Below are 23,982 nucleotides of genomic sequence, written 5' to 3'. Positions count from 1 at the left end.
CGTTAAACTGTTCAACCACCCAGCAGACGGTGAATGCGCGTCAAACCGACAGCCAGACGGTCTACTTCCTCTTCACTGTTATAGAACGTGAAAGAGGCACGGCACATCGCCGGGACATTGTAATGCTGCATCAGCGGCATCGCGCAGTGATGCCCGGTACGGATGGCAATACCATATTGATCCAGGAAGCTGCCAACGTCGTAAGCGTGATGTTTGCCCAGATTAAAGGCGATAACACCGGCACGCGACTGCGGGCCGTAAATCTGAATATCCGGTACAGTGCCCAGCTTATCAAGCGCGTAGTTCATCAGTGCTGTCTCGCGCTGATAAATCGTATCCAGTCCCAGCGCCTGCACATAGGCCAGCGCTGCGCCAAAGCCGATGATGCCGCCGGTATTCGGTGTACCTGCTTCAAAACGCCACGGCGCACTGTTCCAGGTGGTGCCGGTGGGCAGCATGACGCGATCAATCATCGAACCGCCCCCTTCCCACGGTGGCATCTCGTCCAGCAGCACTTTGCGGCCGTAGAGAATGCCTACGCCATTTGGACCATAGAGTTTATGGCTCGAGAAAACGTAGAAGTCGCAGCCGATATCCTGCACATCGACCTTGTCATGCATTACCGCCTGCGCACCATCCACCAGTGTGATCACCCCAGCCGCTTTTGCCTGGGCAACGATCGCCTTAACCGGGTTAACGGTGCCGAGCACGTTTGAAACATGCGTTACTGCCAGCAAGCGCGTACGGCTGTCAATCAGCCCCGCCAGTTGATCCAGCGCCAGTTCACCGTTGTCGTTTAAAGGCAGGACACGCACTTCTGCGCCGGTACGCTGCGCCAGCATCTGCCACGGAACGATATTAGCGTGATGCTCCATCTCAGTGATGATCAGGTTGTCGCCAGCCTGGAGATTACTGCTGCCCCAGGTGTTCGCCACCAGATTGATGCCTTCGGTAGTGCCCTTGACGAAGACAATCTCTTCCTGTGACTGAGCATTGATAAAACGGGCAACCTGATCGCGTACATTCTCCATATCGCTGGTCGCCTGCTGGCTCAACGTATGAATACCACGATGCACGGCCGCATAGCCGTGCTGATAGAAATGACTCTCGGCGTTAATCACCGAGAGTGGACGCTGTGCACTGGCTGCACTGTCAAGATAGGCCAGCGGATGACCGTTGACCTCACGCTTCAGGATAGGAAAATCAGCCCTGATGCGTTCGAGATCGAAGTTCATCATACGTGGCCTCCGGGAAAACGATGCGCAATACGTTGCAGCACGGCCTGACGCATCACTTCGTTTTCCAGTGTTTCGGTCAGTTCTGCTGCAAACGCATGAATAATCATGGTCTGTGCTGCATCCTGCTCAATCCCACGCGACCGCAGGTAGAACATCTGCTCGTCATCGATACGACCAATGGTGGCACCGTGGCTGCACTTAACGTCATCCGCGTAAATTTCCAGCTGCGGTTTGGTATCGACTTCTGAGAGTTTGCCCAGCAACAGGTTATTGTTGGTCATCTGCCCGTCAGTCTTCAACGCATGCTGTGCCACTTTGATGTGACCGTTAAACACCGCACGGCCTTTGTCACGCACGATGGTTTTATGCATCTGACGGCTGACACAGTGGCCTTTGTTGTGCTCTAGGTAGGAACGGGTATCCGCCACTTCCTGTTTCACCGGCAGCACCAGGCTGTTGATAGCAAGCGTACTATTTTCGCCGTTCAACTGGGTACTGGTGTTGTGACGCGACAGTCCCGCGCCGAGCAGGAAGCTGGTGCTGCTGACCTGGCCATCGTTGCCAATCACCAGATCGTTGTGTGCAAAGTGATAGCTGGCGCTGCTTTCAAAGGCCAGCTTAGTGTGGGTCAGCTTTGCATTATCGCCTACCGCAAAGGTAAAGCGCGCGCCGGTGAAATGGGCGCGCTCATCCAGTGAAACGTAGTGCTCAATCACCTCCGCTTCTGCACTCTCTTCCAGTTGCAGATGATGACGATAGTGAACCGTATTCATGCCCGTCTGTTGACCGCTGGTGATATGCAGCAGGTAAAGCGGACGCGCAGCGGATTTACCGCGTGCCAGACGCAGGGTCGTCACCTCTTCCGCCAGACTTTCTGTCAGATGAAGGAAAATTTCTGGCTGAATCGCAGCAGGCAGCGGACGGCGATCTGCGGCCACACTATGCTGGACCTCAAACAACTCGCAGTCGCGGCTGCTGAAGGCAGGTTGGAACTGACCGTCGATATAAACCAGACGAATGGCGTCCAGCGGTAATGCCAGCGCCGCCACCTGCTCAGCGCTCAGGCTCTGCGGCGCATCAGGCAGCACAAACTGCTGAGACAGCAGCGTGTCCAGTGGCGTGTATTTCCAGTTTTCATGCTTGCGGGTTGGCAGGCCAACCCGCATCAGTTGCTGCCAGTGCTGCTGTGCCTGCAGAGAACGCACGTCGCCGCGCGACTCAAACAGGTGATGCCACTGTTGCAGCGCAGAATCACTCTTCGTCGGTAAGCCAGCCATAACCTTGCTCCTCCAGCTGTTTCACCAGCGAGAAGTCGCCAGATTTCACAATTTTGCCCTGATACAGAACATGAACGAAGTCTGGCTTGATGTAATCCAGAATACGCTGGTAGTGGGTCACGATGATAAAGGCACGTTTCTCATCACGCAGGCTGTTCACGCCATTGGCGACGATTTTCAGCGCATCGATATCCAGACCAGAGTCAGTTTCATCCAGGATGCAGAGCTCCGGCTCCAGCGCCGCCATCTGCAGGATGTCGTTACGCTTTTTCTCGCCGCCGGAGAAGCCGACGTTAACTGAGCGGGTCAGTAGATCTTCCGGCATCTTCAGCAGATGAATTTTCTCTTCAATGAAATCCTGAAAATCGAAGCGATCCAGCTCGTCCTGCTGACGATATTTGCGTACCGCGTTAACCGAGGTTTGCAGGAAAAACTGGTTACTGACGCCAGGAATTTCTACCGGATACTGAAATGCCATAAAGATGCCTTCACCGGCACGCTCTTCAGGGGCCAGCTCCAGCAGGTCTTTGCCTTTAAAGCGGACCGATCCGCCGGTAACTTCATAATCTTCACGGCCTGCCAGCGTCGCTGACAAGGTACTTTTACCTGAGCCATTCGGTCCCATGATGGCATGCACTTCGCCGGGTTTAATTTCGAGGTTCAGGCCACGCAGAATGGCTTTATCTTCAACACTGACCTGCAAATCTTTAATGCTTAACATACTTATTCCTTCACATTGCTTTCGGCAAGGCGTGTCACGGCATCAGCCCACACTGTGCTCAAGGCTGATGGCTAACAATTTCTGGGCTTCCACGGCAAACTCCAGTGGCAGTTCCGAGAATACGTCTTTACAGAAGCCATTTACGATCATTGAGATGGCGTCTTCTTCACTGATACCGCGTTGCAGACAGTAGAACATCTGATCTTCGCCGATACGTGATGTCGTAGCTTCATGCTCAAGCTGGGCGGTATTGTTGCGGGTCTCTACATACGGGAAAGTATGTGCGCCGCAATCGGGTCCGATCAACATCGAGTCACACTGCGTAAAGTTACGGGCATTGGTAGCGGTTGGCATGATTTTCACCAGCCCGCGATACGTGTTCTGACTTTTACCTGCCGAGATCCCTTTAGAGATAATGGTCGATTTGGTGTTTTTACCAATGTGGATCATTTTGGTGCCGGTATCGGCCTGCTGACGACCGCTGGTCAGTGCCACCGAATAGAATTCACCCACCGAGTAGTCCCCGCGCAAAATGCAGCTCGGGTATTTCCAGGTGATGGCCGAGCCGGTTTCAGACTGAGTCCAGGACATCTTGCTGTGATCACCTTCACACAGCGCGCGTTTGGTCACGAAGTTAAGGATACCGCCCTCACCTTCGCCGCCAGGGAACCAGTTCTGAACAGTCGAATATTTTACTTCGGCATTTTTGTGGATGATCACTTCCACTACGGCGGCGTGTAACTGATAGGTATCGCGCACGGGCGCTGAACAGCCTTCGATGTAACTGACGTAGCTATCTTCATCGGCAATCAAAATGGTGCGTTCGAACTGCCCGGTTTTCGCCGCGTTGATGCGGAAATAGGTCGACAGCTCCATCGGGCAACGTACCCCTTTCGGGATATAGACGAAAGTGCCGTCAGAGGCGACCGCTGAATTCAGTGCGGCAAAGAAGTTATCATTAGCCGGAACAACTGTGCCGAGGTATTGCTTCACCAGTTCCGGGTGCTCCTGAATCGCTTCGCCAAAGGAACAGAAAATGATCCCCTGCTCGGCCAGCTTGCCGCGATAGGTGGTCGACACCGAGACGGAGTCAAAAATGGCGTCAACCGCCACTTCCCGACCTTCACGCACCGGTACACCCAACTGATTAAAGGCGTTTTCCACTTCCTGCGTCAGATAATCGCTGGCTGGGGCACTGCCTGAAGCCTGAGTGGCACCCGGCTCTGAAGCGCAGCTGTCATCACAGTTGCCACAGGAGGGCGCGGAGTAGTAGCTGTAATCCTGGTAGTCGAGTTTTTCATAGTGCGCTTTCAGCCAGTGTGGCTCTTCCATTTCAAGCCAGGCACGAAACGCTTTAAGACGAAACTCCAGCATCCACTCTGGCTCGTTACGCTTGGCCGAGATCGCCCGCACCACATCTTCATTGATACCGTTGGCAAATTCTTCGGTTTGCAGTTGGGTAAAGAAGCCCTCTTTGTAGTTGAGCTTGCCTTCCCAGATTTGTACATCGTCAGATGTTTCGCTGTGTCGTGACATATTTCACTTACTCGACGCCAAAGCTCTCACCGCACCCGCAGGCGTGCTGAGCTTTAGGGTTATTGAATTTAAAAATCTGATTCAGGCCTTCGCGAACGTAATCCAGTTCGGTGCCATCAACGAATGGCATCGCCTGTAGCGGCACAAATAGCGTTGCGCCATAAAACGAGAACTGTAAATCGTCTTCGACCGGCTCTTTTACCAAATCCATGACGTAGCCAAACCCGGCGCAGCCGGATTGTTTTACGCCAAGACGCAGCCCCTTGACTTCAGGGTCCTGAGCCGCCAGATTGAGAATTTGTTGCGCTGCGGTTTCAGTCAGCGTCAGCCCTTTCCAGACAAAATCGTCGGGTGAGAAAGAGTCTGTATTAACGGATGCCATGTTGATACCTCTTGAGTCCGGACCTTTTCAGGCTATCCCCCTATGGTAGTGATCTGACCAATCACTTCAACCTCTTGTTTTGCAGGGATAATCATCTTGTGCTGTTTTATCTGCTTAATTATTAAGCATAGCTGCTCTGGCTCATCCTGTGTGAAGAGAGACAGCCTCAATAAGCCACTGATAACCTATTAATAAATCACTCTTTTTTAAAACAACTCTTTTTATAAAAAGGCTTATTGATAGATTACGCCTTTCTGCTATGTAAACAGATTGTTATTTCCGATTATACTGACAGGCAGGATAAATCGATAAATTTTTCTGTCCCGCAATTGCAATCCCTGCATGGATGAATATGATAATTATTATCATTAACATTCAGGACTACGCCATGATGCTTTCTGTCTCAGCCTGGCTCCAGCACAAAATCGATGAATACCAGTTTTCGGTTCGTGATATCACCGTTGACTTTTATATGGCGCAGGCAAAACTCGACCGGGCCGACTGCACGATTCATCAGCTACGTCAGTTTAACGATGCCTGTCATGATATGGCAGAAGTTTGCCAGTTGAACGGTGACGACCAGAGTTATCTGCATGCCATGGGTAAACTGCATCATCGGCTGGTGCAGGAGATGGGAAACAACGATCGCGATCGCCTGTTTCGCATTCAGGCTTATCAACTGGCGCGATTGACCCTGACGCGCCTCTGCCATCAACTGGCCTTGGTCGGAGAGTGGAACAAAGCCACCGTGCTGCAAAGTGACTTCGTGCGTCACGCAGGCTGGATATTCTAATCCAGCCACGACGTGACGTCGCGCACAATTTTTTTACATTAGCGCTAACAATGCCTGAAGTGGGTGGCGCATGCCATTGCCTTCCACACGTTTGACCTGGCTGCGGCATGAATAGCCGGTGGCCAGACAGCGCTGGCGCGGCAGTCGCTGAAGCTGCGGATGCCAGGAGAGCGCGTAGATCCCCAGAGAATTTTCGAGGTTCTTACTTTCGTGGCCGTAGGTGCCCGCCATACCGCAGCAGCCAACATTGATGTTCTCCAGCTTCGCACCAAAACGGGCGAAAATCTCCTGCCACTGATTCGGTGTTGAAGGCAGCGCAGTCACCTCCGTACAGTGCGCAAACAGATACCAGGACTCCCCGCTTATTGCCTGCACTTCACGTTCTGCCAGGGCACGCTGTAACCATTCATGCACGAGCAGGACATTAAAGTCGCCGCGCGATTCGCCCAGGGTCTGACGATATTCATCGCGATAGCAGAGCACAGTGGCCGGATCGACACCGACCATGGGCAGATCCAGCTTTGCCACCCGATTAAGAAAATCGGCGGTGCGGGCTGCCGTCCGGGCGAAACGTTGCAGGAAGCCTTTAACGTGCTGTGCTTTACCGTTTGGCGAGAAAGGCAAAAGTACCGGACGGTAGCCCAACTTTTCAATAAGCCTGACAAAATCATTGACCAGCTGCGCCTCATAGAAGCTGGTAAACGGGTCCTGCACCACCAGCACATAGGTTGCGCGTTCAGCGGCTGATAGTGCTTCCAGCTGCTCCAGCGTCATGTTCATGGCAGGATGGCCGCTGAGTTGTTGTTTAAGATTAGGTGTAGAGAGCAGAGGCAGATCCACCATGCCGATATGCGTTTTGCTCAATTCTTTGAGCCACGGCTGGCGCAGAAAGAAATTGAACACTTTAGGCGCTTTCGCCATCAGTGGCGCATAGCTCTCGACTGCCGCCACCAGATGATCGCTGACCGGACGCAGATATCGGGTGTGGTAGAGCTGTAAAAAGCGTGAGCGGAAAGCGGGCACATCAATTTTAATCGGACACTGAGTGGAGCAGGCTTTGCAGGCCAGGCAGCCCGACATCGCTTCTTTCACCTCATGTGAAAAGTCATACTCCCCTTTGCTGGCGTGCCAGCTGTTGCGGGTTCGCGCAATCAGGGCGCGTAGCGACAGGCGATTTTCAGGCAGCTGTTTTTCCAGGGTTAGCGGATCGACGCCCTGCCCGGCCAGCAGCCTCAGCCACTCCCGCGTGAGCGTTGCCCGCCCTTTGGGCGAGTGGATGCGATTGCGGGTAATCTTCATTGAAGGACACATCGGGCTGCGGGCATCAAAGTTAAAACACAACCCGTTGCCGTTGCACTCCATCGCTCCACGCCATTCATCGCGGACCGTTAACGGAATCTGACGATCATAGTTTCCGCGCTTCACAGCATCGACCTGCATCATTTCGTCGTTACTATTGAATGGCGTACAGATTTTGCCCGGATTCAGACGATTGAGCGGATCAAAGGCCGCTTTGATGCGGCGCAGCTCGTTAAACAACGTCTCGCCAAAAAATGCCGGGCTGTACTGAGCGCGGAATCCTTTCCCATGTTCGCCCCACAGCAGGCCGCCGTAGCGCGTTGTCAGCGCAACGACTTCATCGGAGATCTGTTTCATCATCATCTCCTGCTGCGGATCGCACATATCCAGGGCGGGACGCACGTGCAGTACCCCCGCATCGACGTGACCAAACATGCCGTAGCTCAGCCCGTGACTGTCGAGCAGCGCACGGAACTCAACGATGTAGTCCGCCAGTTTCTCCGGTGGGACAGCGGTATCTTCCACAAACGGGATCGGTTTAGCCCGGCCCCTGGCATTACCCAGCAGACCCACCGCTTTTTTACGCATGTTATAGATGCGCTCAATGCCATCCAGATCATTACAGAACTGATAGCCAATCACACCGCCCTGCTGTTGCGCAATGAGGGCGTCAAGGCGGGCACAAAGCTGCTCAATTTGCTGATCGATCAGTTCAGCGTTATCACCGGCGAACTCAACGATATTGAGACCCAGCATCTCTTTATCGGGTACGTCAGCGATCAATTCGCGCACTGAGTGCCAGACAATATCTTCCCGTGCCAGATTCAGCACCTTAGAGTCGACGGTCTCTACCGACAGCGCCTGCGCTTCCACCATAAAAGGTGCATTGCGCAGAGCAGAGTCAAAGGAGTCATATTTGATGTTTACCAGTCGGCGCACTTTAGGCAACGGCGTGATATCAAGTCGCGCTTCGGTGACAAAGGCCAGCGTCCCTTCCGCGCCACACAGCAGACGCGTCAGGTCGAAGGTTTGCATGTCGTCGCTGAAGACGTGACGCAGGTCATAGCCGGTCAGGAACCGATTAAGCTTTGGAAACTTTTCCAGAATTAGCGCCCGATGTTCGCGGCAGCGCGTCAGCACCTGCTGATAAAGTCGCCCTTCGGGTGTGGCCGTCTGCGCCAGGGTTTCAGCCAATGCAGTGGCCATGGGCCGCGTATCGAGGATATCGCCGCCCAGGAGCACAGCGCGCAGGCCCAGCACATGGTCCGAAGTTTTGCCATAGACCAGAGAGCCCTGACCAGACGCATCGGTATTAATCATGCCGCCCAACGTCGCACGGTTACTGGTTGATAACTCCGGCGAGAAGAAAAAACCGAAAGGTTTCAGCCAGGCGTTAAGCTGATCTTTGATCACACCCGCTTCGACCCGCACCCAGCCCTCATCAGTATTGATTTCCAGGATGCGATTCATATAGCGCGACATATCAACCACAATTCCCTGATTAAGCGACTGACCATTGGTGCCGGTCCCGCCGCCACGCGGTGTAAACACCAGACTGGCAAAGCGCGCTTCTCCGGCTACGCGGGCGAGCAGCGCAACATCCGCAGTCGAGCGCGGAAACAGCGCCGCATCGGGCAACAATTGATAGATGCTGTTATCGGTGGAGAGTGAGAGACGATCGGCATAGCTGGTCGCCATATCACCGGTAAAACCCTGCGCTTTCAGCGACTCAAGGAACGTCAGCACCAGTTGAACGAGGCCCGGTGCCTGCGAAATCTGTGGGATCATGATTGTCTGACCGAAGATGTTGTAAACGTTTGCGTTTATACGTTAGCGATTTCTCGTTTTATCATATTTTTCCTGCCTCTGCCCTTTTTTCAGAAAAGGCAAAAACCTTTCTCCGCGACGCTTTTTAATCCTCTGCAAATAGATCATGATAAAAAACGGGAATCCGAATACCCGTAAATGAAGGATTAAGACGAGGTTATGAGTCAATGATGAAAAGCCAGTACCGGGATATGGATTTACCGCAAATACTCTTCACCCTGATGTTCATTTTACTGCTGATCGTCGCCTGCTTATGGGTGGTGCAGCCGTTTATTCTGGGCTTTGCCTGGGCCAGCATGGTGGTGATTGCCACCTGGCCTTTGATGCTGAAATTCCAGCGATTGTTATGGGGACGTCGCTCCCTGGCGGTGATCGTGATGACGCTGCTGCTGCTGCTGCTGTTTATCATCCCTATCGCCCTGCTGGTCAGCAGCCTGATTGATAATAGCGCACCGGTGATAGCCTGGGTTACCCAGGGACATACGATGCCGAGGTTGTTGTGGCTTCAGGATGTCCCGATGGTCGGCAAAAAACTTTATGTCAGTTATGACACGCTGGTGGCGAGCGGCGGAGCCGGCGTTATGGCCAAAATACAGCCCTATATCGGCCGCACTACCGGCTTTTTTGTCGCTCAGGCCGGCCACTTCGGGCGCTTTATGATCCATCTGGGTGTCATGTTACTGTTCAGCGTGCTGCTTTACTGGCGTGGCGAACAGGCGGCTCAGGGCATCCGTCATTTTGCTTTCCGCATGGCGGGACGACGTGGTGATGCGGCCGTGCTGCTGGCGGCGCAGTCTATCCGTGCCGTGGCGCTTGGCGTGGTGGTTACCGCCCTGGTCCAGGGGGTACTGGGCGGTATCGGTCTGGCCTTCTCCGGCATTCCATACGCCACGCTGCTGACGGTGCTGATGATCCTCTGCTGTCTGGTACAGATCGGCCCGTTGCTGGTGCTGGTCCCCGCCATTATCTATCTCTACTGGAGCGGTGATACTACCTGGGGGACCGTGCTGCTGGTCTGGAGCTGTGTGGTCGGCACGCTGGATAACGTCCTACGCCCAATGCTGATTCGTATGGGTGCCGATCTGCCGATGATCCTAATCCTCTCTGGTGTTATTGGTGGACTGTTTGCGTTCGGCATGATTGGTCTGTTTATCGGGCCGGTGGTTCTGGCGGTTTCTTACCGGCTGGTTTCCGTCTGGGTCCATGAAGCGCCACCTCCGGACAATGACCCGCTGGCCGTGGTTGATGCCCTGGCGGACCACGATGGTAACCCACCTGCTGTATGATGCAGTGCGTTACCACACTGCGCCGATCCCGCCCCTTGTAAGTATTGATTAGGGCGGTTAATGATGATTAACCGCCCCCTCTCTTATGAATCAGATAAATTCTGTTTCCCATTAACGATTTTTAAGAAAAAAGTCACCTTTAGCCTGAAAATGACCTTTTCGGGCTAAAAAAGATTATTTTCCGCACTGTTTATTAAGCCAAATGGCAAAGTAAAGGTGACAAAAGATTATCGGCTTTAAACTAATAAGAGGATTCTTAAAGACGCCAGCCAGCCGTATGAATAACATGTTTCCTATGTTCGAAATCAACCTACTGATTTTCAGACAACATTATTCCCCTGAGTAGAGTAAAGAATTGCTGTGTGTAGTCTTTGCCCATCCCCTGTGATGGGCTTTTTTTTTACCTGAATCTGGCCAGATAATAAAAGAAAAGGCCCGCATAGCGGGCCCTGAAAAACTGAATGATAAAAGCGCTGTTATGCGGTTTTATTTAATTGCGCCAGACTCACCCACGTCTCCACTACAGTGTCCGGGTTCAGAGACAGACTATCGATGCCCTCATCCATAAGCCATGCGGCAAAATCCTGATGGTCTGACGGTCCCTGCCCGCAGATCCCGACATATTTTCCTTGCTGCTTCGCGGCCCTGATTGCCATTGAAAGCAGCGCTTTAACTGCCTCATTCCGCTCATCAAACAGCGCGGAGACGACGCCAGAATCGCGGTCCAGCCCCAGCGTCAACTGGGTCATGTCATTGGAGCCGATTGAGAAGCCATCAAAGTGCTGCAGGAACTGATCCGCCAGCAGCGCATTCGACGGAATCTCACACATCATAATAATCTTCAGCCCATTCTCGCCGCGCTTCAGTCCCTGACGCGCCAGCTCTTCTACCACGGCCTGCGCCTGATCAACGGTGCGCACAAACGGAACCATGATTTCAACGTTGGTGAGGCCCATCTCGTTGCGAACTCGCTTCACCGCTTCGCATTCCAGCGCAAAACAATCCCGGAAACTGTCGGCCACATAGCGACCCGCTCCCCGGAATCCCAGCATCGGGTTTTCCTCTTCCGGCTCGTAGCGTTCCCCCCCCACCAGGTTTGCATATTCATTGGTTTTGAAGTCGGAAAGTCGGACAATTACGCGTTTCGGCGCAAATGCCGCGCCAAGCGTGGCAATTCCTTCAGTCAGGCGAGCGATGTAAAACTCCACCGGATTATCAAATCCTTTCATCATTTTACGGATCTGCTGCTGCAATTCCGGCGTCTGCTGATCAAATTCCAGCAGCGCTTTGGGGTGGACGCCGATCATACGGTTGATAATAAATTCCAACCGCGCCAGACCTACACCTTCATTAGGCAGACAGGCGAAATCAAACGCGCGATCGGGGTTACCCACATTCATCATGATTTTCAGCGGCAGTTCAGGCAGCGAATCGACCTGCGAACTGGTGACGTCGAAGTCCAGCAGTTGATCATAGACGTAGCCGGTGTCGCCTTCAGCGCAGGAGACGGTGACCTTGTGCCCCTCTTTCAGACGATCGGTCGCGTCGCCGCAACCCACCACCGCCGGAATACCCAGCTCACGCGCGATGATTGCCGCATGACAGGTCCGGCCACCACGATTGGTGACAATCGCTGACGCCTTTTTCATGATTGGTTCCCAGTCCGGGTCGGTCATGTCGGTGACCAGAACATCGCCTTTTTCAATCCTGTTCATTTCGCTGATATCGTGGATTACCTTCACCACCCCTGCGCCAATACGATGACCGATGGCACGACCTTCAACGACGACGCTGCCCTGAGCCTGCAGCGTGTAGCGCTCCATCACCTGGCCATTTGAGCGCACGGTTTCAGGACGCGCCTGAACAATAAACAGCTTGCCGGTGTGTCCATCTTTGGCCCATTCAATATCCATCGGGCGCTGATAGTGCTGTTCAATCAGCACCGCCTGCTTCGCCAGCGCCTGCACTTCCTCATCGCTCAGGCAGAAACGGTCGCGCTCGGTCTCAGGCACATCTTCGATCCGCACCTGTTCGCCATGCGCCTGAGAATCGGCATAGACCATGCGAACCTTTTTCGAGCCCATATTACGGCGCACGATCGACGGACGATTGGCCGCCAGGGTTGGCTTGTGAACATAGAACTCATCCGGGTTGACTGCGCCCTGCACCACCATTTCACCCAGGCCTAATGCGGCGGTGATAAAGACCACCTGATCAAAACCGGACTCCGTATCAATGGTGAACATCACACCTGAGGCGGCCAGATCCGAACGCACCATACGCTGTATTCCCGCAGAGAGCGCGACGCCACGGTGGTCATAGCCCTGATGCACGCGGTAGGAGATAGCACGGTCATTAAACAGCGAGGCAAAAACATGCTTGACCGCCACCATGACGGCGTCAATGCCCTGCACATTAAGGAAAGTTTCTTGCTGGCCGGCAAAGGAGGCGTCGGGCATATCTTCTGCAGTTGCAGAGGAGCGGACAGCGAACGACGCGGCATCATCATCCGCAGAAAGCTGCTGATAAGCGTCCAGAATAGCGGACTCCAGCTCAGGCAGAAACGGCGTTTCCACCACCCACTGACGAATCTGCTTACCCGCTTTTGCCAGCGCATCAACATCATCAATATCGGTATCATCCAGCAGAGCGTAAATTCGCTGGTTCAGCCCGCTTTGATCGAGGAACAGGTTAAAAGCGTACGATGTGGTCGCGAAGCCATTGGGCACAGAAACGCCCAGCGACGACAAATTAGTAATCATTTCACCCAGGGAAGCATTTTTGCCTCCCACCCGGTCAACATCATGCATGCCAAGCTGGTTATACCAGAGCACGAGTGGCTGTTCGCTTTTACTGGACATTGAACTTATCCTTTATCAATGAATGGACACAGAGAGTAATCTGTTTTCAGCCTGGCATATCCCCCCCTCAATAACGATCTGGTGAATCGTTAAAGCAGAATTTCAGCCATAGTTTCGGAATTGTGAGGGCATTATTTTGCTGTTGCGCAAAGCCGTTATTTTTCTCTAAATTATTGATGAATCAGGAAATGGCAGATTTTCAGCCACTTAAGTATGGTTTTTTGTTGCGCAACAGGCGCGTAACTATTTGCGGCTTAATAAGGGTTTAAAAAGCAAAACCGGCTGAACGAAACACTTTTTCATTTTTAAGATAAAGCTGATACTGCGCACAAATAATCCGGATAAATATCCCGGAAATTAAAATCAGAGATGATTTATTTATTCGCATAGCTCATGCTGATTGCTCACTCTTGTCTGAGGCAGATTTTGTTATGACAACTGACAGAAGCGTTTTTTATATCTCCGATGGTACGGCTATTACGGCTGAAGTACTGGGTCATGCGGTGCTCTCGCAGTTTCCGGTCAATATCACCAGTCTGACGCTGCCGTTTGTTGAAAATATCCAGCGAGCGCTGGCGGTGAAAGCTCAGATTAATGCGCTCTATCAACGAAGCGGTGTCCGACCGCTGGTCTTTTTCTCCATTGTCACGCCGGAAGTGCGCGATATCATCGTACAAAGCGACGGCTTTTGTCAGGATATCGTGCAGGCGCTGGTCGCACCACTTCAGCAGGAACTGGGGTTATCGCCTGCGCCGGTTGCACACCGTACCCACGGACTGGATGCCAGTAACCTGGGTAAATATGACGCACGCATTGCGGCGATCGATTATGCCCTGGCGCATGATGACGGTATCTCGCTGCGCGGGCTGGAGGATGCGCAGGTGATTTTATTAGGCGTCTCGCGCTGCGGCAAAACGCCCACCAGCCTCTATCTGGCGATGCAGTTTGGTGTTCGCGCCGCCAACTACCCTTTTATTGCCGACGATATGGATAACCTTAAACTTCCGCCCGCACTGCGCGCGCATCAGAATAAACTTTTCGGGCTGACCATCGATCCGGAACGCCTGGCGGCGATACGTCAGGAGCGGGCAGAGAATACCCGTTACGCTTCAATGCGTCAGTGCCGACTGGAAGTAGGCGAAGTGGAAGCGCTGTTTCGCACCCATCAGATCCGCTATCTCAACAGCACCAACTACTCGGTGGAGGAGATTGCTACCAAAATTCTCGACATTATGGGCCTGACACGCCGCATGTACTGAAAGTCAAAGCGGGTCGGAGTTGTAAAGCCTCGCTGCCGTGGGTTTTGATTTCATGATTAAATCGCGGGTTGAATTCGCAGACTAATGGTTTATTGTGGCCACCATCACTTCCCGGTATTTCACCGCTGCGAAGAACCGTTTTCGAGAAAATCATGAACAAAACTGACGAACTGCGTACCGCACGCATTGGTAGTCTCATTACCCCCGCCAGCCTGGCGGCTGAGCATCCTGTCTCCTCAACGATTGCCGACAATGTCACCGCTGCCCGTAAACGTATTGCCCGTATTCTGACCGGGGAAGATCTCCGCCTTCTGGTGGTGATCGGCCCCTGCTCACTGCACGACCCGAAAGCGGCACTGGACTATGCTGAGCGTCTGAACGCGTTACGCAGTCGCTATGAGGATCGGCTGGAAATTGTGATGCGGGCCTACTTCGAGAAGCCGCGCACTGTCGTGGGCTGGAAAGGCTTAATCTCCGATCCGGACCTGGATGGCAGCTATGATGTGAATCGTGGTATCGGCATTGCCCGTCAGCTGCTGATTGATATCAACGCGCTGGGCCTGCCTACCGCTACGGAATTTCTGGATATGGTGATCGGTCAGTTTATCGCCGATCTGATTAGCTGGGGCGCGATTGGCGCACGAACCACCGAAAGCCAGATCCACCGCGAAATGGCGTCGGCCCTCTCCTGCCCGGTAGGCTTTAAAAATGGCACCGACGGCAATGTACAGATTGCCGTGGATGCGATTCGCGCCGCACGCGCCAGCCACATGTTCCTCTCGCCGGACAAACGGGGCCAGATGACCATCTATCAGACCAGCGGCAATCCGCATGGTCATGTGATCCTGCGTGGCGGCAAACAGCCTAACTATCATGCCAGTGATGTCGCGGCCGCGGCCGAAAGTCTGTTGGCGTTTAATCTGCCACAGCAGCTGGTGATCGACTTTAGTCACGGCAACTGCCTCAAACAGCATCGTCGTCAGATGGATGTCGCGGCAGAAGTGGCAGAGCAGATTAAAGCAGGATCGCAGGCCGTTGCCGGTGTGATGATTGAAAGCTTCCTGGAAGAGGGCAATCAGAAAGTGGTGAGCGGCGAGCCGCTGGTTTATGGCCAGTCGATTACCGATCCCTGCCTCGGCTGGCAGGAGAGCGAAAAAGTGCTCGCCCTGCTGGCCGACGCAGTTGCTCATCGACTCTGAATCTGAATTAGCTGGAGCAGCTCACCTCTAACGTTTTGCCCCAGTCCGGCGGCCGCTGACGATATTCAGCGGCTGTCTGATCGCTAAAGGGTTGCTGTAGCGCCTGATGCAGACGTGCCAGCGCCCCCTGCTCTCCCCGCTCCGCCTCTTCAATTGCCTGCTGTGCCAGATAATTGCGCAAAATTACCGCCGGGTTGGCCCCTTTCATCACGGCCTGACGTTCCGCATCGCTGACCTGCTCATCCATCAGACGACTGCGATAGCGTTGATACCAGCTATCAAATGCTCCACGATCGATAAACTCATCACGTAACGGTGTGCGGCTATCCGCCTGCTGAGTCTCACTCAGTAGCCGGAACGTCAGGGTGTAATCGCTATGCTCCTGCGTCATCAGTGCCAGCAGATCGGTCAGAATCTGATTGTCGCTGCTCTGCTGCGTCAGCAAGCCGAGCTTCGCCCGCATCCGTTCGCCCCAGACCCGCATCAGTTCAGGCTCGTAGGCGCTCAGTGCTGTTCGCAACTGCTCAGTGGTCAGCAGCCCCGACAGCGCATGGGCCAGGCGGTTAAGATTCCACATGCCAATCATCGGCTGATTTTCAAAGCTGTAACGTCCCTGATAGTCGCTGTGATTACAGATAAAGTCAGGCTGATAATCATCCAGAAAACCGTAGGGGCCATAGTCGATGGTCAGGCCAAGAATCGACATGTTGTCGGTGTTCATGACGCCGTGCGCAAAGCCAACGCTCTGCCATAGCGCAATCAGGCGCGCGGTGCGTAGCACAATGTCGGTAAACCACTGTTGATAGCGGTCTGCCTCATCTTTGAGATGCGCCCAGTGATGGCGAATAGCGTAATCAGCCAGCTGTTGTACGTTCTCCTGCTGCTGGCTATAAAAGTAATGCTCGAAATGACCGAACCGCAGGTGACTCGGTGAAATGCGCATCAGCATTGCGCCACGCTCTGTGGTTTCGCGGTAGACCGGCTCATCGCCAATCGACAGGGTCAGTGCCCGCGTGGTGGGAATACCCAGATGGTGCAGCGCTTCTGAGGCGAGAAATTCACGCACGCTGGAGCGGATCACGGCACGGCCATCGCCCATCCGCGAATAAGGTGTCAGACCCGCGCCCTTGAGGTGCCAGTCAAGTTTGCTGCCATCCTCACGACGCTGTTCACCCAGCAGGATACCGCGCCCGTCACCGAGTTGACCCGCCCAGACCCCAAACTGATGGCCGCTGTAGACCTGCGCCAGTGGCTGCATGCCGGGCAGTAATGCCGCACCGTGCCAGACCTCATGCCCCTTACCGACAAAGAGTGCGTTATCCAGCCCCATTGAGGTGGCAAGCGCTGCGTTATGATACAGCAGGCGTCCGCCTGCCAGTGGCGTGGGGTTCAGCGCGGTGTAACACCCGGTAAGCTCACGGAACCAGGTGTTGTCAAAAGATACCTTGCCTGAGGACATTGTTTCTCCCATGCGGTGCTCAGCGATATTGAGGTTAGAAAACCTCTAGTGTAACGCTGATATCGGGGATTAACAGGTTACATCAGCCGGGATGCTGAGAAGATGGCATGCGCTCATCGGCACAGAACAGCGAACGCAGCGCATTCGATTTCACAACCGGGAAAAACGCGCCCTGAAAGTCGGCTCCGCTCAACTGACTCGCTTTATCCAGTAACACTTCGTCATCAATGCCGCAAATAATAAGCCGGTCACAGTGGGCTCGGAAATTATCAATAATGCTCTGTATAAACGGCACAAACGAAGCACGTTTTGCCAGCGAATGAATAAACTCTTTATCCAGGCAAATGCAGCTAAATAAATTATCGTAGACCGCATTAGAGGGTGTTTTACCCGCGCCAAAATGTGAAAGCGCTAAATTAAACTCAGCATGCAGGCTCGCCAGGAGGGCATTATTTTTTCCCAGCTTTAGTTGCGGAAACGTTTCAGTGATATTCAACAGAATGAAGGGTAGCTGTTTTATTTTTCTCATCACTAATTCGCTGGCCAGCAGTGTCCGGGCCATACCTTCATCAAGGCGTATAAATGCTGAGACCGAGTGCGCTTCAAATAAACCGTGATTCTGCTCCAGCAATCCAATCTGACTTTGCAGCAGTCGCAGCTGCTGCGACTCATCAAGCTGCGGCAGCAGCAGATCCTGCGGCAGGGTGATAGGGGCACTTTCATGCACAAACTGCGTTACCAGCTCGACAGCGGTCAGCTGTCCGTCAACATCGCAGACAGGGTAAAACCAGATTTCCGACTGATAGTCGGCCGAAAGATGAATTTTCATTTTAATGCCAGAATATGCGGCGATGGTGATATCGTATAGCAATGGTCAGGCGCAGGCAATAGTGCCAAATCATTGAAGAGACGACCTTCTTTACCCTTCCATCGCCGTTTGACGACAGGCGATCACGCTTAAGCCAAATAGTGTCGATAAAACTGCGGTTATTAGTGGAATTAAATGACCGTTTATTATGTTTATTAAAATCACCCTTCGATAACTGTCATTTTGTATAAAACGTTTACTCTCTGTTTAGACTCTATTTAAAATTGGACTTAAGTCTGATTTAGCAGACCCGCTTTTAAATACGACGTGCCTGCCAGAACACTTTTCGCCAGTAGACATTGTCGAGCGAGGAGCGGATGACGCCCTGGCTGGTTGAAGCATGGATAAAAGCGTTATCGGTATCATAAATACCCACATGCAGGCCATTCTCGCCGCGACCGGTTTTGAAAAATACCAGATCGCCTGGCAGCAAATCATCTTTGCTGATTCGGGTGCCGATATCGCTTTGGGCTGAGGTGGTGCGCGGCAGTTGCAGCGCAAATTTATCGCGGAAGGTCAGATAGACAAAGCCTGAGCAGTCAACGCCGTTACGACTCATGCCACCATAGCGATAAGGCGCACCGCGCCAGTTACCGAGCTGATCGTTCAGTTCCGCGATCACAGTGATCGAATCAGAAAGACGGCCATTAATCGGCGGGGCGTGATGACTGCATCCCGTCAGCAACAGAACTAAAATTAGCAAACCCAGGCGCATCGCCAAATGTCCTTATCAGAAGTTGCAACCGGCTTAATGTAGCGGGAAAGCCCGCCGGGTAGCAAGTGTCAGGGCAATACGGTCAGCAGCGTGCGTCCTTCGAGTTCAAGCTGCCGGAAAGCAACCTGGTAGAGCGGTGTCAGGCGCTGCGGCGTCAAAACGTCTGAAGGTTCGCCCTGCGCTATCACCTGCCCTCTATCCATCAGCCAGACCCTATCTGCCTGTTGCAGGCTGTGGTTGAGGTCATGACTACTGGCGATAACACTGATGCCCGCCGCGCATAAGTCCGCAATCAGTTCGTCCACTGCTTTTTGCTGGGCGATATCCAGCGCTGTCATTGGCTCATCAAGGATCAGCAGCCGCCCATGTGAATTGACGTGGGGATCAATCTGCACACACACTGCCGCCAGCCTGACGCGCTGCCATTCTCCACCCGAGAGCCGGGTCAGTGAACATGCTAATTTATCCTGCAACTGAAGCCGTTGGAGCAGCGTGCTGATGCGCGCATCGGCCTGCGTTCCCGCCTGCTTCAGATGCAGACGTATATAGTGCCAGACCGGCATCTGGCTCAGCGGCGCCTGCTGCTGTGGCAGCCAGCCGCGAACCCGGGCAAGCAATGCGCTGTTCCAGTGACTCAGCGGCTGTTCGTCCAGCAGCACCCTGCCGGAGCCGTGTTGCAGTCCTGCGATCACACTGAGTAAGGTGCTTTTGCCTGCACCGTTCGGGCCTGCCACATGCAGCAGCTGACCGGCGGCAAGCTCACCGGTCAGTGAACACAGCCGTCCGGGGACGGCCGCCTGTTGCAGTCGCAACAGCATCTATTTTGCCAGCGCCTGCTTAATGGTTTCCAGAATAATAGGATCTTCCGGCGTCATGTCAGGTGCAAAACGCTGGATCACGCTGCCATCACGGCCAATGAGGAATTTTTCGAAGTTCCACAATATGTCGCCCTGCTCTTTTGGCGCACGCCCTTTACTCTCCATACGCTCGTAGAAACCACTGCCTTCTGGACGCACCGCGTTGGGACGGGCTGCAATCAGCTGGATATAAAGCGGATGACGCCCTGCGCCATTGACCTCGGTTTTGGCAAACATCGGGAACGTTACGCCATAGGTGGTGCTGCAGAAAGTTTTAATCTCATCACTGCTGCCCGGCTCCTGCTCCAGGAACTGATTGCAGGGAAAACCGAGTACGCTGAAGCCCTGATCCTGCCAGGCTTTCTGCAGGTTCTCCAGCTCTTCATATTGCGGCGTCAGACCACATTTCGATGCTACGTTGACCACCAGCAGTACCTTGCCCTGCCACTGTGACAGTGTAGTTTTTTCCCCATCGAGCGTAACCAGTTCAGTTTGATAAATGTTCATGCTGTTTCCTGTTGTGGATGCAGAATAGCCAGCCAAAGCTAGCGCGAAGATTTCACCAGTAAAATAATAAACAGCGGTGCGCCCAGTGTCGCCGTCACAACGCCTATCGGTAATTCTGCCGACGTCAACGCCAGACGCGCCACGATATCCGCCGCTAATAGCACCCCTGCGCCAGCCAGCGCCGATGCCGGCAGCAAATAACGGTGATCGCTGATGCCGCTCAGACGCAGCAGATGCGGGATCACCAGTCCGACAAAGCCAATAGCACCGGCCATCGCTACACTGATGCCCACCAGCCAGCCCATGGCCAGCACCAGCAGATTACGCCAGTAGAAGAGAGACAGCCCGAGCTGACGGGCGGATGTCTCTCCCAGCGCCAGCAGATTGAGAATCTGCCCGGTCACACCCAAGGCCAGCATCACCGGTAGCAGTGCCAGCATCATCCAGCCATAGCGCCAGTCAATCCCGCTGAATCCCCCCATCATCCAGTACATCAGCTGGCGCAGATCGAGGCTGGTGCTGAAATAGACCGCCCAGGTCATGATGGCACTACAGATAATCCCCAGCGCCACGCCGGTGAGCAACAGCCGGGTCACCGAAAGCTGACGATGGGCAAAATGCAGCAGGATAAGCGTAATGATCAGCGCACCGGCCATTGCGGCCAGCCCGAGGCTCCACAGCGAGCCGCTGCCCAGCAACATGCCGAGTACCAGGCCGATACCGGCACCGTTTGAGACGCCGAGCAGGCCAGGCTCCGCTAGCGGATTAGTAAACAGCGCCTGCATCACAACACCGCACACCGCCAGTGACGCACCGACCAGCACCACCGCCAGGCTTCGGGGCAGCCGCAACTGCCAGACAAAGAGTCTGCCACTCTCCGTGAACCAGTGTGAGGGCGCGATCCAGCTGTCTCCGGCACAGAGGCTGAGACAGAGCAGCGCAAACAGTATAAATGCTAATGCAATAAGCCATTTCTGACCGCGTTGATCGGCCTGGTGCGCGAGCGGGTCGAGCAGTGACATAAGCAGGATTAGCTGAGAAAACAGAGATTTGATTGTAGAGGGATTACAGAAAAAAGAAAGGCTGATGCGTGGGTTTGCGTTGTGCTGGTTAGCGAATTCACTGACATGGCGGGCGGGAAGAATGTGCATTGAAACCATGAAAAAAGGCCGCTTGCGCGGCCTTTTTGAAACGCTGAAATTCAGTCAGTCTCTTTGGGTGTAGCGTTCTCTACGCGGCTTTTCAGCTTCTGTCCTGGGCGGAACGTTACTACGCGACGCGCAGTAATCGGAATATCTTCACCCGTTTTCGGGTTTCTGCCAGGACGCTGGTTTTTGTCACGCAGGTCAAAATTACCAAACCCAGACAGTTTTACCTGTTCTCCATTTTCCAAAGCGCGACGTACCTCTTCGAAAAACAGCTCTACTAACTCTTTGGCATCGCGTTTGCTCAGCCCAAGTTTCTCAAACAGGTACTCTGACATCTCAGCTTTTGTAAGCGCCATAGGTTCAATCCCTCAAGGTTGCCTGGAATCGCTCTTTTAATGCCGCAACGCATTTGCCAACGGTCGCGGCAATCTCCTCTTCTTCGAGTGTCCGGCTGGTATCCTGCAAAATCAGGCTGATTGCGAGGCTCTTGTAGCCCTCAGAAACGCCCTTACCGCGGTACACGTCAAACAAGTTTACGCCAACTACCTGATTTACGCCAACTTTCTTACACTCCGCGATGATATCTGCTGCAGGGACGTTTTCAGCCACAACAACAGCAATATCACGGCGGTTTGCCGGGAAGCGAGAAATCTCGCGCGCGTCAGGCAGGACGCGGTCTGCGACCTTATTCCAAAGCAGTTCAAAGACTAAGGTGCGGCCATTGAGATCAAGCTTACGTTCCAGCTCAGGATGAACCACGCCGATAAATCCGATCCGTTCATCATGCAAATAAATCGCCGCGCTTTGTCCTGGATGCAACGCCAGGTTTGATTCGGCACGGAAGCGGATGTCATCCAGTTTGCCGGTTAAATCGAGCAGCGACTCTAAATCGCCTTTCAAATCATAGAAGTCAACTGTCTGACGCGCCAGATCCCAGTGCTCTTCAACGCGATTGCCGCTGATGACGCCAGCCAGCATAAGATCCTGACGGATGCCTAAATCAGCCTGGGTATCCGGCACAAAGCGTAACCCACTCTCAAACAGGCGCACGCGGCTCTGCTGACGGTTCTGGTTGTAGACTACCGCGCTAAGCAGGCCGGTCCAGAGTGAAAGACGCATGGTCGACATATCGCTGGAAATTGGGCTTGGCAGCAACAGCGCCTCTTCACCCGGGTGCAGCAGCTGCTGGATTTTCGGATCGACGAAGCTATAGGTAATCGCTTCCTGATAACCTTTATCCACCAGCAGGTTTTTAGCACGCTTTAGCGACAGATTTGCTTCGCGGTGCCGGGTCATGACCAGACCCGCCTGAACTGGCACATCCGGAATATTGTTGTAGCCGTAGATACGGGCCACTTCTTCAACCAGATCTTCCTCAATCGCCATATCGAAGCGCCAGCTCGGGGCGATTGCCTGCCATCGCCCTTCACCCACAGTCACTTCACAGCCGAGGCGCGTCAAAATGTCAGTGACCTGCTCATCCGCAATCACATGACCAATCAGACGGTCCAGCTTTTCACGACGCAGCGTAATGGTCGCCGGTACAGGCAACGCAGCCTGATGAGTTTTATCAATGATCGGACCCGCTTCACCGCCGCAGATTGACAGCAGCAGCTGGGTAGCACGTTCCAGCGCCGTGTGTTGCAGTGCCGGGTCAACGCCACGTTCGTAGCGATGAGACGCGTCAGTATGCAGACCATGACGACGCGCACGACCGGTGATGGAAAGCGGATCAAAGTAAGCGCATTCGAACAGGATGTTCTGTGTTTCGCTGTTCACGCCCGAATGTTCACCACCAAATATACCGGCCATCGCCAGCGCGTTCTGATGATCGGCGATTACTAACGTGTCACTTTGCAGGGTCGCTTCCGTGCCATCCAGCAGCTTGAGCTTTTCGCCCTCTGTCGCCATCCGAACCACAATACCGCCGTTAATACGGTCGAGGTCGAAGGCGTGCATCGGCTGACCCAGCTCCAGCAGAACATAGTTAGTGATATCGACCACCGGATCAATTGAGCGAATACCACATCGACGCAGCTTCTCTTTCATCCATAATGGTGTGGCAGCAACAACGTTGACCCCTTTTACTACACGGCCCAGATAGCGCGGACAGGCATCCGTGGCGTCAACCTGAATCGGGAAAGTGTCATTTAGCTTAGCTGCGACAGGTTGCATATCCGGCACGTTCAATGGCAAACCGTTGAGCACCGCGACATCGCGGGCGATACCGATCAGACCCAGGCAGTCAGCACGGTTGGGCGTGACGCTGATTTCAATGGTGTTGTCATCCAGCTGCAGCCAGGCGCGAATGTCGGTGCCAACTGGCGCATCGGCGGGCAGTTCGATGATGCCGTTATGGTCGTCTGAAATCCCCAGTTCGGAGAAAGAGCAAAGCATCCCTTCAGACGGCTCACCACGCAGTTTTGCCGCTTTGATTTTGAAATCACCGGGCAGCACTGCGCCTACGGTGGCGACGGCGACTTTGAGTCCCTGGCGGCAGTTGGGTGCGCCACAGACGATATCCAGCAGGCGATCGCCACCCACGTTGATTTTAGTCACTCGCAGCTTGTCTGCATTAGGGTGCTGACCGCACTCTACCACTTCCCCTACCACGACGCCGTGGAATGCACCAGCAACGGCGTCAATACCGTCCACTTCCAGACCAGCCATGGTGATTTGTTCAGACAGTGCGGCGCTGTCCAGGGCTGGATTTACCCATTCGCGTAACCAGAGTTCACTGAATTTCATTG

19 protein-coding genes and 1 other RNA gene are annotated in these 23,982 nt (G+C 53.8%); 5 read left to right on the top strand and 15 right to left on the bottom strand.

The window, feature by feature from the left end; all coding sequences use genetic code 11:
- Positions 1-11 precede the first annotated feature (11 nt).
- From sufS to sufA, 5 genes are read right to left on the bottom strand one after another with little or no spacing between them, the layout of a single operon-like run.
- Positions 12-1,235: a cysteine desulfurase SufS gene (gene sufS, locus WFO64_RS04800; RefSeq protein WP_337009530.1), complete on the bottom strand. Its 1,224-nt coding sequence runs from the start codon at positions 1,233-1,235 to the stop codon at positions 12-14.
- Positions 1,235-2,515 carry a Fe-S cluster assembly protein SufD gene (sufD, locus tag WFO64_RS04795; protein WP_337009361.1) on the bottom strand — a complete coding sequence of 427 codons (1,281 nt, stop codon included), beginning with the start codon at positions 2,513-2,515 and terminating at the stop codon, positions 1,235-1,237. The genes sufS and sufD overlap by 1 nt, the downstream gene beginning before the upstream one ends.
- Complete coding sequence (gene sufC, locus WFO64_RS04790; RefSeq protein ID WP_337009359.1) at positions 2,490-3,236, bottom strand: Fe-S cluster assembly ATPase SufC; 747 nt, start codon at positions 3,234-3,236, stop codon at positions 2,490-2,492. The genes sufD and sufC overlap by 26 nt, the downstream gene beginning before the upstream one ends.
- Positions 3,237-3,278: 42 nt before the next feature.
- Positions 3,279-4,772: a Fe-S cluster assembly protein SufB gene (gene sufB, locus WFO64_RS04785; RefSeq protein WP_337009357.1), complete on the bottom strand. Its 1,494-nt coding sequence runs from the start codon at positions 4,770-4,772 to the stop codon at positions 3,279-3,281.
- Positions 4,773-4,779: 7 nt separating this feature from the next.
- Positions 4,780-5,154, bottom strand: a complete 375-nt coding sequence (gene sufA, locus WFO64_RS04780) for a Fe-S cluster assembly scaffold SufA (protein WP_337009355.1) — start codon at positions 5,152-5,154, stop codon at positions 4,780-4,782.
- Between the two features lie 388 nt (positions 5,155-5,542).
- Between sufA and WFO64_RS04775 the strand changes: the two genes are divergently transcribed.
- Entirely contained in the window at positions 5,543-5,947 is a 405-nt protein-coding gene (locus tag WFO64_RS04775) for a hypothetical protein (protein WP_337009527.1), read from the top strand.
- A 33-nt stretch (positions 5,948-5,980) separates the two neighbouring features.
- Here the strand turns inward: WFO64_RS04775 and ydiJ are convergent, their stop codons facing one another.
- Positions 5,981-9,034, bottom strand: coding sequence for a D-2-hydroxyglutarate dehydrogenase YdiJ (gene ydiJ, locus WFO64_RS04770; protein ID WP_337009354.1), 3,054 nt, complete (start codon positions 9,032-9,034; stop codon positions 5,981-5,983).
- 206 nt (positions 9,035-9,240) lie between these two features.
- Here ydiJ and ydiK point away from each other — a divergent pair, with 206 nt between their 5' ends.
- Together ydiK and rprA are read left to right on the top strand one after the other, a co-directional pair.
- Positions 9,241-10,359, top strand: a complete 1,119-nt coding sequence (ydiK, locus tag WFO64_RS04765; RefSeq protein WP_442956120.1) for an AI-2E family transporter YdiK — start codon at positions 9,241-9,243, stop codon at positions 10,357-10,359.
- A 295-nt stretch (positions 10,360-10,654) separates the two neighbouring features.
- Positions 10,655-10,762: antisense sRNA RprA (gene rprA / locus WFO64_RS04760), an RNA gene on the top strand.
- 73 nt (positions 10,763-10,835) lie between these two features.
- Here the strand turns inward: rprA and ppsA are convergent.
- A complete protein-coding gene (gene ppsA, locus WFO64_RS04755; RefSeq protein WP_337009353.1) occupies positions 10,836-13,220 on the bottom strand; it encodes a phosphoenolpyruvate synthase in 2,385 nt (794 codons plus the stop codon).
- Between the two features lie 431 nt (positions 13,221-13,651).
- Here ppsA and ppsR point away from each other — a divergent pair, with 431 nt between their 5' ends.
- Both ppsR and WFO64_RS04745 read left to right on the top strand, forming a co-directional pair.
- Positions 13,652-14,479: a posphoenolpyruvate synthetase regulatory kinase/phosphorylase PpsR gene (gene ppsR / locus WFO64_RS04750; protein ID WP_337009352.1), complete on the top strand. Its 828-nt coding sequence runs from the start codon at positions 13,652-13,654 to the stop codon at positions 14,477-14,479.
- Positions 14,480-14,631: 152 nt separating this feature from the next.
- Positions 14,632-15,678 (top strand): 3-deoxy-7-phosphoheptulonate synthase, encoded by a 1,047-nt coding sequence (locus WFO64_RS04745; RefSeq protein WP_337009351.1) that lies wholly within the window; start codon positions 14,632-14,634, stop codon positions 15,676-15,678.
- Positions 15,679-15,685: 7 nt separating this feature from the next.
- Here WFO64_RS04745 and WFO64_RS04740 read toward each other — a convergent pair whose 3' ends face one another.
- From WFO64_RS04740 to pheT, 8 genes are all read right to left on the bottom strand, one after another.
- Positions 15,686-17,137 carry a protein adenylyltransferase SelO gene (locus tag WFO64_RS04740; protein ID WP_337009522.1) on the bottom strand — a complete coding sequence of 484 codons (1,452 nt, stop codon included), beginning with the start codon at positions 17,135-17,137 and terminating at the stop codon, positions 15,686-15,688.
- Positions 17,138-17,219: 82 nt separating this feature from the next.
- Positions 17,220-17,966, bottom strand: coding sequence for an EAL domain-containing protein (locus tag WFO64_RS04735; RefSeq protein WP_337009350.1), 747 nt, complete (start codon positions 17,964-17,966; stop codon positions 17,220-17,222).
- A 295-nt stretch (positions 17,967-18,261) separates the two neighbouring features.
- Positions 18,262-18,720 (bottom strand): NlpC/P60 family protein, encoded by a 459-nt coding sequence (locus tag WFO64_RS04730; protein WP_337009349.1) that lies wholly within the window; start codon positions 18,718-18,720, stop codon positions 18,262-18,264.
- Between the two features lie 68 nt (positions 18,721-18,788).
- Complete coding sequence (gene btuD, locus WFO64_RS04725) at positions 18,789-19,538, bottom strand: vitamin B12 ABC transporter ATP-binding protein BtuD (RefSeq protein ID WP_337009348.1); 750 nt, start codon at positions 19,536-19,538, stop codon at positions 18,789-18,791.
- A complete protein-coding gene (locus WFO64_RS04720) occupies positions 19,539-20,084 on the bottom strand; it encodes a glutathione peroxidase (protein WP_337009347.1) in 546 nt (181 codons plus the stop codon).
- A gap of 38 nt (positions 20,085-20,122) precedes the next feature.
- A complete protein-coding gene (gene btuC, locus WFO64_RS04715; protein ID WP_337009346.1) occupies positions 20,123-21,106 on the bottom strand; it encodes a vitamin B12 ABC transporter permease BtuC in 984 nt (327 codons plus the stop codon).
- Positions 21,107-21,285: 179 nt separating this feature from the next.
- Positions 21,286-21,588, bottom strand: coding sequence for an integration host factor subunit alpha (gene ihfA / locus WFO64_RS04710; protein ID WP_003853259.1), 303 nt, complete (start codon positions 21,586-21,588; stop codon positions 21,286-21,288).
- Positions 21,589-21,592: 4 nt separating this feature from the next.
- Complete coding sequence (pheT, locus tag WFO64_RS04705; protein WP_337009345.1) at positions 21,593-23,980, bottom strand: phenylalanine--tRNA ligase subunit beta; 2,388 nt, start codon at positions 23,978-23,980, stop codon at positions 21,593-21,595.
- Positions 23,981-23,982: the final 2 nt, after the last annotated feature.

It is taken from the genome of Pantoea sp. AS142 (assembly GCF_037152305.1).
Lineage (GTDB): Bacteria > Pseudomonadota > Gammaproteobacteria > Enterobacterales > Enterobacteriaceae > Pantoea.
Note: the sequence above shows the minus strand (reverse complement) of the source record. Positions and strands in the feature narration are given on the sequence as shown.

Bases quoted from the DNA above. Each gene is read 5' to 3' on its own strand.
- sufS (WP_337009530.1), bottom strand. From the start codon at position 1,235: ATGAACTTCGATCTCGAACGCATCAGGGCTGATTTTCCTATCCTGAAG.
- sufD (WP_337009361.1), bottom strand. From the start codon at position 2,515: ATGGCTGGCTTACCGACGAAGAGTGATTCTGCGCTGCAACAGTGGCAT.
- sufC (WP_337009359.1), bottom strand. From the start codon at position 3,236: ATGTTAAGCATTAAAGATTTGCAGGTCAGTGTTGAAGATAAAGCCATT.
- sufB (WP_337009357.1), bottom strand. From the start codon at position 4,772: ATGTCACGACACAGCGAAACATCTGACGATGTACAAATCTGGGAAGGC.
- sufA (WP_337009355.1), bottom strand. From the start codon at position 5,154: ATGGCATCCGTTAATACAGACTCTTTCTCACCCGACGATTTTGTCTGG.
- WFO64_RS04775 (WP_337009527.1), top strand. From the start codon at position 5,543: ATGATGCTTTCTGTCTCAGCCTGGCTCCAGCACAAAATCGATGAATAC.
- ydiJ (WP_337009354.1), bottom strand. From the start codon at position 9,034: ATGATCCCACAGATTTCGCAGGCACCGGGCCTCGTTCAACTGGTGCTG.
- ydiK (WP_442956120.1), top strand. From the start codon at position 9,241: ATGATGAAAAGCCAGTACCGGGATATGGATTTACCGCAAATACTCTTC.
- ppsA (WP_337009353.1), bottom strand. From the start codon at position 13,220: ATGTCCAGTAAAAGCGAACAGCCACTCGTGCTCTGGTATAACCAGCTT.
- ppsR (WP_337009352.1), top strand. From the start codon at position 13,652: ATGACAACTGACAGAAGCGTTTTTTATATCTCCGATGGTACGGCTATT.
- WFO64_RS04745 (WP_337009351.1), top strand. From the start codon at position 14,632: ATGAACAAAACTGACGAACTGCGTACCGCACGCATTGGTAGTCTCATT.
- WFO64_RS04740 (WP_337009522.1), bottom strand. From the start codon at position 17,137: ATGTCCTCAGGCAAGGTATCTTTTGACAACACCTGGTTCCGTGAGCTT.
- WFO64_RS04735 (WP_337009350.1), bottom strand. From the start codon at position 17,966: ATGAAAATTCATCTTTCGGCCGACTATCAGTCGGAAATCTGGTTTTAC.
- WFO64_RS04730 (WP_337009349.1), bottom strand. From the start codon at position 18,720: ATGCGCCTGGGTTTGCTAATTTTAGTTCTGTTGCTGACGGGATGCAGT.
- btuD (WP_337009348.1), bottom strand. From the start codon at position 19,538: ATGCTGTTGCGACTGCAACAGGCGGCCGTCCCCGGACGGCTGTGTTCA.
- WFO64_RS04720 (WP_337009347.1), bottom strand. From the start codon at position 20,084: ATGAACATTTATCAAACTGAACTGGTTACGCTCGATGGGGAAAAAACT.
- btuC (WP_337009346.1), bottom strand. From the start codon at position 21,106: ATGTCACTGCTCGACCCGCTCGCGCACCAGGCCGATCAACGCGGTCAG.
- ihfA (WP_003853259.1), bottom strand. From the start codon at position 21,588: ATGGCGCTTACAAAAGCTGAGATGTCAGAGTACCTGTTTGAGAAACTT.
- pheT (WP_337009345.1), bottom strand. From the start codon at position 23,980: ATGAAATTCAGTGAACTCTGGTTACGCGAATGGGTAAATCCAGCCCTG.